Origin of the sequence: Citrobacter sp. wls757 (assembly GCF_005280935.1) — a bacterium.
GTDB classification, from domain to species: Bacteria; Pseudomonadota; Gammaproteobacteria; order Enterobacterales; family Enterobacteriaceae; genus Citrobacter; species Citrobacter portucalensis.
In genome coordinates, this window is sequence record NZ_SZWU01000044.1 from 37,633 (window position 1) to 44,702 (window position 7,070).

Genomic DNA, 7,070 nt, shown 5'->3' on the forward strand with positions numbered 1-7,070 from the left:
AAAGACCTACGTTTCGCAACGTAAGCCTGACCTTTCTTGTTGTTACGCCTGCTGGCAATCAGCAATAGCGTTAAGAACCACCTCGTGCGACACTCCGCCGCGCACTTCACTCTTCCCTATCGCTCGCGGAAGCACCAAACGAATCTCTCCCGCTAACACTTTTTTATCTCGCAGCATGTGCGGCAGATAAGCCTCGGTGGACATTTCACGCGGCCCATTCACCGGTAAGCCTGCTCGCTGTAACAGCGTAATGATGCGCTGCGTATCAGCGGAGGTAAACTGACCCAAACGTTCTGACGTACGGGCAGCCATTACCATACCTGCTGCGACTGCTTCACCATGTAACCAATTGCCATAACCCATTTCAGCTTCGATCGCATGGCCAAACGTGTGTCCCAGATTCAGTAAAGCACGTAAGCCCATTTCACGCTCGTCTGCTGCGACAACTTCTGCTTTCAGCTCACAACAACGACGGATACAGTACGCCATTGCCGGACCATCCAGACGCAGTAACGCATCCAGATTGTCTTCCAGCCAGCTGAAAAATTCGCCGTCAAGAATGATGCCGTATTTGATCACTTCCGCCAGCCCCGATGCCAGCTCACGCGCAGGAAGCGTTTTCAGACAATCGAGATCCACCACCACGGAGGCCGGTTGGTAAAACGCGCCAATCATGTTTTTACCGAGGGGATGGTTTACGGCGGTTTTGCCGCCAACGGAGGAGTCGACCTGCGACAACAGAGTTGTCGGGACTTGAATAAAACGAACACCACGTTGATAGCTGGCTGCCGCAAAACCGGTCAGATCGCCAATCACGCCGCCGCCAAGGGCAACTAACGTGGTATCACGACCATGCGGTTTTTGCAGTAACGCGGTGAAAACCGTATCCAGAACCGTCAGGCTTTTATACTGCTCGCCATCGGGAAGGATAACGCTATCAACGTTAACACCCGCCTGTTCAAGTACGCCGCGAACCTTATCGAGATAAAGGGGAGCCAGGGTTTCGTTGGTCACCAACATAACCTGATCGCCCGATTTCAGCGGTAAGAATGAAGCTGGCTCATTGAACAAACCAGCCGCGATGGTGATAGGGTAACTACGTTCCCCGAGAGTGACTGTGATCCTCTCCATTACGCGACATCCACCTTAGTTACTTGTACCCGCAGACGAGTGTGTATTCAGCCAGAATTAGTTGCTTTCCAACATATGAATAATCTGGTTTGCTACGACTTTTGCGCTCTGATCGTCGGTGCGAATGGTCACGTCAGCAATCTCTTCGTACAGAGGATTGCGTTCGTCAGCCAACGCTTCCAGAACTTCACGAGGCGGTGATTCTACCTGCAGCAGCGGGCGTTTCTTGTCACGTTGAGTACGTGCAAGTTGTTTTTCAATTGTCGTTTCAAGATAGACCACGACGCCACGCGCGGAAAGACGGTTACGTGTTTCACGTGATTTTACAGAGCCACCGCCAGTTGCCAGCACAATACCCTGTTTTTCCGTCAACTCGTTGATGACTTTTTCTTCGCGATCACGGAAGCCGTCTTCACCTTCTACATCGAAGACCCAGCCCACATCAGCTCCGGTTCGTTTCTCAATCTCTTGATCAGAATCGTAAAATTCCATATTGAGTTGTTGAGCTAACTGGCGCCCAATAGTGCTTTTTCCGGCACCCATAGGCCCAACCAGAAAGATATTGCGTTTCTCTGCCATTTTTTCGGTACTACTAAGACTATTCGTTAATGGTAAACCCGCTTCGCAGACACCCAGCGCAGCAGGACATGAACTGAAACCTCATAAGATATTGCGAGAGTCAGACTGAAAATTATCTCAATACTCAAGCGGGTTTGGCAACTGAATAAATCACCAAACCTAACGCATTTCTGGTCGTGGCAGGCATGCTACCCTGCAAACATCAGACCTGGCGACGTATCGCGCAGTCAAATGACACCCAATAAGCCTATGGCACACCACCGGAAAGGCAAAGCGTATTCACTGCCGCATAAGTAAAGAAAAGTACCGACGCTCAAATCGGTACTCCTTGTATGCTAAATACACCCTCACGTCAAATCCCTGAAACGTGTTCAGTGCAAAAACAACGGCTTTTCATGCATAAGTTATTCCGTTGAAACCAGTCTGGGCGTAATAAAGACCACTAATTCGCGCCGTTCGTCTTCTTTACCATCATGGCGAAAAAGAGAGCCAAGCCAGGGAATGTCGCCTAATAGCGGCACGCTGTCGGCTGCGGATTTATTCTTATGTGAAAAAATCCCGCCAAGCGCAATCGTCTCGCCGCTTTTTACCTCGACCTGCGTTTCAATCTCCTGCTTGTCGATAGCCAGCACTTCGCCATCTGCCTGCTGTAGAACCTGTCCGGGAACATTCTGGCTGATATGCAGTTTCAGCCTGATTCTCCCTTTCTGCAACACCGTTGGTGTTACCTCCATCCCCAGTACCGCTTCCTTGAACTCGACGGATGTCGCACCGCTTTCACCGCTGGAGACCTGATAAGGGATCTCACTGCCCTGCTTAATACTGGCAGGTTGCAGGTGAGATGCCAGTAATCGTGGGCTGGCGATGATATCCAACTGCTGTTTTTGCTCCAGCGCAGACAACTCCAGTTCCAGTAAACGACCGTTAATGCGGCCAATATTAAATCCCACACGGGATGTGGCGGTGGCTACAGAAAGGTCGCTGGCGAGCGTCGTGACATTCCCAACCGCCCCCGATTGTTGTGCGTCAGCCAGCGACCACTTCACCCCCAGCTCGCGCAAACTTTTTTCATTTATGGTGACGATATGCGCCGCCAGTTCGACCTGGGCCACCGGCAAATCCATTTGCGATACCCACTTTTCCAGGGTGTTAAGCGTAACGCTATTATCACGCAGCAGTAAGCGGTTGGTCCGTTTATCCACCGTCATGCTTCCCTTGGCACTGAGCAGCTTTTCTCCTGCTTTTGCCAGCTCGGCAGCATCGGCATAGTGCAAAATAATGCTGCGCTGCTCCAGCGGCATACTGGCCTGAATCCGCGCCTGTTCATTGTCCTGGCGGGCCGCATTTTCACTCTGCCATTGAACAGAATGTACATGCAGGATGTTTCCCTCCTGGCGTAATACCAGTCCGGCACTTTTTACCACCGTCTGCAATGCCTGCTTCCAGGGGACATCCGTCAAATGCAGCGACAGCACACCGCTGACATCTGGCGAAACCACCAGGTTTTTCTGTTCCTGTTCAGCCAGCGCCTGCAATACCTGAGTAATCGGCACATCATCGACCACCAGCGTCACGTTTTGCGGTTTCGTCGCCAGCGCGCTCGTTATCCCGACCGCCAGCGCTATTACTATCCACGCTATCCATCGCTTCATTTACCGCTCCTTGTCGTTGCCACTGCCACCGCGGCGGTTCGCAGTTTTTTTCTGTGTCGAGGGTTATGTTCTGGGCCGTTATCTGCGTAATCGTCCAACCGTTTTTCAGGACGTCATTTGGCTTAACCCGCCGCCATTTTTTCTGGCTATCCTGAACGATGCCGATGGGTCGCGTGCCCTGGCTCACCATGCCCTGAAAACGCCATGTCGACAGCTCAGCAATTTGGCAACGGTCCTCCGGCGGCAGGAAGGGATTACGCATACCGGTGAGCATCAGTACGCTCATACATGCCAACAGCCAGCGTTCAACCGTCATTCAGGCGCTCCAGCTGTAGCGTTAGCAGCAGCTCCGTGTCTTCTGCGCTAAGCGAAAATCGGCTGACGTTCATCCCCTGATCCGCCAACTGGACAAACGTCTGCGGGATAGCATCCCAGGCCGATATCAGCGCCATCTCTCCGCCTTGCGCAGAGGGTTGCCAGTGGATAAGACGAGTAAGTGAAGTCTGAAACAGTAGTGGAGAGAACAGGGTCAGTTTCTCTTCCGGCTCTGCTGGTGATGCCGCTAACAGATAGACATCTCGCCATTGCATCTGAATAGCTGCCCGTTGCTGGACCAGCGTCTCGCGTTGCATCGTCCGCTCCCGCGCTACGGGATAAAGACATAACGTCACCAGTATGAGTAGCCCCAACATCCAGCCGCACCAGCAGATGAGTCGAAAGCGCGGCGACTGCGCTAACCAGACATCACAGAGCGTTATCATGCGCACCGCTCCGTGTCAGTCGATAGTGGAATTGCCAGCGTCCCTGCGCATCCTGCTGCGTTTCACCGGGGCTGCTCAACTGAAATAATGGCTGCTGGCGTAATTGCGTTTCCAGAGTCTTCAGCGCGGCAAAGTTCAGCGTGTTTCCCGTCAGTTCCAGCGTGCCCTGCTGCCAGGTCATTTTTGTTAACCACGCCTGCTCAGGCAGTAATTCCGCCAGCTCTTGCAAAACCGACTGCCAGCTTCGGGTCTGCTCACGCTGTTTGTTCCGTGCCTGCACCTGTTGCCATCGTTGCTGGCGCTGCTGCATACGCGGCTTTAGCGCCATTAAGGCCTCGACACGCGTCTTTTCGGCATCTGTCAGCAACAATTCAGCCCGATTTTCTACACTCAACACGCTGTAATAGCGCAACAACACGCCAATACTAAGCAGTAGCGAAGCGCTAAATAAGATGCCCCAGAAGCGCAGGCAAGCGTAACGCCGAGTCTGACGCCAGGGCAGAAGATTAATGGTCGCTATCATCAGTACGCGCCTCCCATAGCGAGTCCCAGCGCAATGGCGAAGTGATGGCTTTGCGTTGGAATGGGCGGCTGGCGTACAGACACGGCGCTCAAAGGGTCGAAGCCGCCAGGGGAGCATTGCGCAATGGCTGTCGTGGGCAGAGATAATGTCGTGGCAAGCTCATCGATACTGCCAATATCGCCCGTTGATTTACGTCCCCATGCCGAACGGGTCGCCCATAACCACTGAGGGTCATCACGCCATACCAGACACTGCTGATGTTCTGGCAAGAAGGGAATAAATCGCTGTAACGCGCTGGCATCCGGTGTAATCGCCGTAACCTGCACCTTCAGGGTTTGGATAAGCGTCAGAAGCGCTGAAATCTCTTTGCTTTGCGCAGCAGTGACGTTAAACGCCGGGCTCAACGTGTCTTCGCTATAATCAAAATGCAGCGCATCCGGCGCCATATCGAGTTCACGCGCCATCGAACCGGACAACCATGCGGTTTGCTCTGGCTCGCGTAACGTCATTGTCGGACGAGGAAACTTTTTTTGTAACGTCCTGTTGGCGGGAAAAGAGAGATGAATATGGTGTCGGCGAGGAAGCTCCCGGCTCCACGGCAGCAGCGCGGCGACCAGTTGTTCAGGCTCGCGAATGTGGCCATCGACGATAACCTGAGGCGTCAGCGGTATACGCCACCAGCGTTGCAGATACCAACCTGATGCTTCGCGAACGATAGCGACAGCCAGCACTTCATGTTGCTGAATATGCAGACCAATTTTCCAGATATTGAAAGCCATTGCTGATGATCTCCTTATCACCCGTCGCTTTAACGGGTATATCAATGCGTCTGGCTTGCCTTTATACTACCGCGCGTTTGTTTATAAACTGCCCAAATGCCACTAAATGGGAAATCTCCAGTGAAGTTCGTAAAGTATTTATTAATCCTTGCAGTATGTTGCATCCTGCTGGGAGCAGGCTCGATTTATGGCCTTTATCGCTATATCGAGCCGCAATTGCCTGACGTCGCGACGCTCAAAGATGTGCGTTTACAGATCCCGATGCAGGTTTACAGCGCTGACGGCGAGCTAATCGCGCAATATGGCGAGAAACGTCGAATCCCGGTCACGCTGGATCAGATGCCGCCGGTAATGGTTAAAGCCTTTATCGCCACAGAAGACAGCCGCTTTTATGAGCACCATGGGGTAGACCCGGTGGGGATCTTCCGTGCGGCCAGCGTCGCATTGTTCTCTGGTCACGCGTCGCAAGGGGCGAGTACCATTACCCAACAGTTGGCGAGAAACTTCTTCCTGAGCCCGGAACGTACGCTGATGCGTAAGATCAAAGAAGTGTTCCTGGCGATCCGCATTGAACAACTGCTGAGTAAAGATGAGATCCTCGAACTGTATCTAAACAAGATCTATCTGGGGTATCGCGCCTATGGCGTGGGTGCTGCCGCGCAGGTCTATTTCGGTAAGACGGTGGATCAACTCAGCTTAAGTGAAATTGCGGTGATTGCCGGTCTGCCAAAAGCGCCGTCAACCTTCAACCCGCTCTATTCGATGGACCGTGCAACCGCGCGACGTAACGTTGTACTGTCGCGTATGTTGAGCGAAAACTACATCACGCAAGCCCAGTACGATCAGGCGCGCGGCGAGGCCATTGACGCTAACTACCACGCGCCGGAAATCGCTTTCTCTGCACCGTATCTGTCTGAAATGGTGCGCCAGGAGATGTATAACCGTTATGGCGAGAAAGCCTATGAAGACGGGTATCGCATCACCACCACCATTACGCGCAAAGTACAGCAGGCAGCTCAGCAGGCAGTACGTAACAACGTGATGGATTACGACATGCGCCACGGCTACCGCGGCCCGTCGAACGTGCTATGGAAAGTGGGCGAAAGCAGTTGGGACAGCAAGAAAATTACCGATACGCTGAAAGCGCTGCCGACTTATGGCCCCCTGCTGCCGGCGGTTGTTACCAGCGCCAATCCACAGGAAGCCATTGCCGCGCTGGCGGATGGTACATCAGTGTCATTACGGATGGATGGTATGCGCTGGGCGCGTCCTTACCGTTCGGATACTCAACAAGGCCCAACGCCGCGTAAAGTGACTGACGTAGTACAGACTGGCCAGCAAATCTGGGTACGCCAGGTGGGAGATGCCTGGTGGCTGGCGCAAGTGCCGGACGTCAACTCCGCCCTGGTCTCCATCAATCCGCAAAACGGCGCGGTGCTGGCGCTGGTTGGTGGTTTTGACTTCAACCAGAGCAAGTTTAACCGTGCAACCCAGGCGTTACGCCAGGTGGGCTCCAACATCAAGCCATTCCTGTATACCGCCGCAATGGATAAAGGTCTGACGCTGGCGAGCATGCTCAACGACGTGCCAATCTCCCGCTGGGATGCCGGTGCTGGTTCCGACTGGCAGCCGAAGAACTCCCCGC

General features: G+C 53.4%; 8 protein-coding genes. 1 reads left to right on the top strand and 7 read right to left on the bottom strand.

From position 1 onward, the window contains the following. Nucleotides 1–42 precede the first annotated feature (42 nt). From aroB to FDW94_RS12155, 7 genes are all read right to left on the bottom strand, one after another. Nucleotides 43–1,131: a 3-dehydroquinate synthase gene (gene aroB / locus FDW94_RS12125; RefSeq protein ID WP_003827681.1), complete on the bottom strand. Its 1,089-nt coding sequence runs from the start codon at nucleotides 1,129–1,131 to the stop codon at nucleotides 43–45. A gap of 57 nt (nucleotides 1,132–1,188) precedes the next feature. After that, the gene (gene aroK / locus FDW94_RS12130; RefSeq protein ID WP_003023552.1) at nucleotides 1,189–1,710 is read right to left on the bottom strand and encodes a shikimate kinase AroK; all 522 of its coding nucleotides are present in this window, start codon (nucleotides 1,708–1,710) and stop codon (nucleotides 1,189–1,191) included. A gap of 404 nt (nucleotides 1,711–2,114) precedes the next feature. Beyond that, nucleotides 2,115–3,362 carry a DNA uptake porin HofQ gene (gene hofQ, locus FDW94_RS12135; protein ID WP_137377648.1) on the bottom strand — a complete coding sequence of 416 codons (1,248 nt, stop codon included), beginning with the start codon at nucleotides 3,360–3,362 and terminating at the stop codon, nucleotides 2,115–2,117. After that, complete coding sequence (locus FDW94_RS12140; protein ID WP_137377649.1) at nucleotides 3,265–3,678, bottom strand: HofP DNA utilization family protein; 414 nt, start codon at nucleotides 3,676–3,678, stop codon at nucleotides 3,265–3,267. The genes hofQ and FDW94_RS12140 overlap by 98 nt, the downstream gene beginning before the upstream one ends. Beyond that, nucleotides 3,668–4,123, bottom strand: a complete 456-nt coding sequence (locus tag FDW94_RS12145; RefSeq protein WP_032945211.1) for a hypothetical protein — start codon at nucleotides 4,121–4,123, stop codon at nucleotides 3,668–3,670. The genes FDW94_RS12140 and FDW94_RS12145 overlap by 11 nt, the downstream gene beginning before the upstream one ends. Further along, entirely contained in the window at nucleotides 4,107–4,646 is a 540-nt protein-coding gene (locus FDW94_RS12150; protein ID WP_137377650.1) for a PilN domain-containing protein, read from the bottom strand. The genes FDW94_RS12145 and FDW94_RS12150 overlap by 17 nt, the downstream gene beginning before the upstream one ends. Then, complete coding sequence (locus FDW94_RS12155) at nucleotides 4,646–5,425, bottom strand: DNA utilization protein HofM (protein ID WP_137377651.1); 780 nt, start codon at nucleotides 5,423–5,425, stop codon at nucleotides 4,646–4,648. Before FDW94_RS12155 ends, FDW94_RS12150 begins: the two co-directional genes overlap by 1 nt. A 120-nt stretch (nucleotides 5,426–5,545) precedes the next feature. Between FDW94_RS12155 and FDW94_RS12160 the strand changes: the two genes are divergently transcribed. After that, nucleotides 5,546–7,070: transglycosylase domain-containing protein (locus FDW94_RS12160; protein WP_170974241.1), on the top strand; the 1,525-nt coding region annotated here is incomplete at its 3' end.

Coding starts and splice junctions, on each gene's coding strand:
- aroB (WP_003827681.1), bottom strand. CDS start 1,131: ATGGAGAGGATCACAGTCACTCTCGGGGAACGTAGTTACCCTATCACC.
- hofQ (WP_137377648.1), bottom strand. CDS start 3,362: ATGAAGCGATGGATAGCGTGGATAGTAATAGCGCTGGCGGTCGGGATA.
- FDW94_RS12140 (WP_137377649.1), bottom strand. CDS start 3,678: ATGACGGTTGAACGCTGGCTGTTGGCATGTATGAGCGTACTGATGCTC.
- FDW94_RS12145 (WP_032945211.1), bottom strand. CDS start 4,123: ATGATAACGCTCTGTGATGTCTGGTTAGCGCAGTCGCCGCGCTTTCGA.
- aroK (WP_003023552.1), bottom strand. CDS start 1,710: ATGGCAGAGAAACGCAATATCTTTCTGGTTGGGCCTATGGGTGCCGGA.
- FDW94_RS12155 (WP_137377651.1), bottom strand. CDS start 5,425: ATGGCTTTCAATATCTGGAAAATTGGTCTGCATATTCAGCAACATGAA.
- FDW94_RS12150 (WP_137377650.1), bottom strand. CDS start 4,646: ATGATAGCGACCATTAATCTTCTGCCCTGGCGTCAGACTCGGCGTTAC.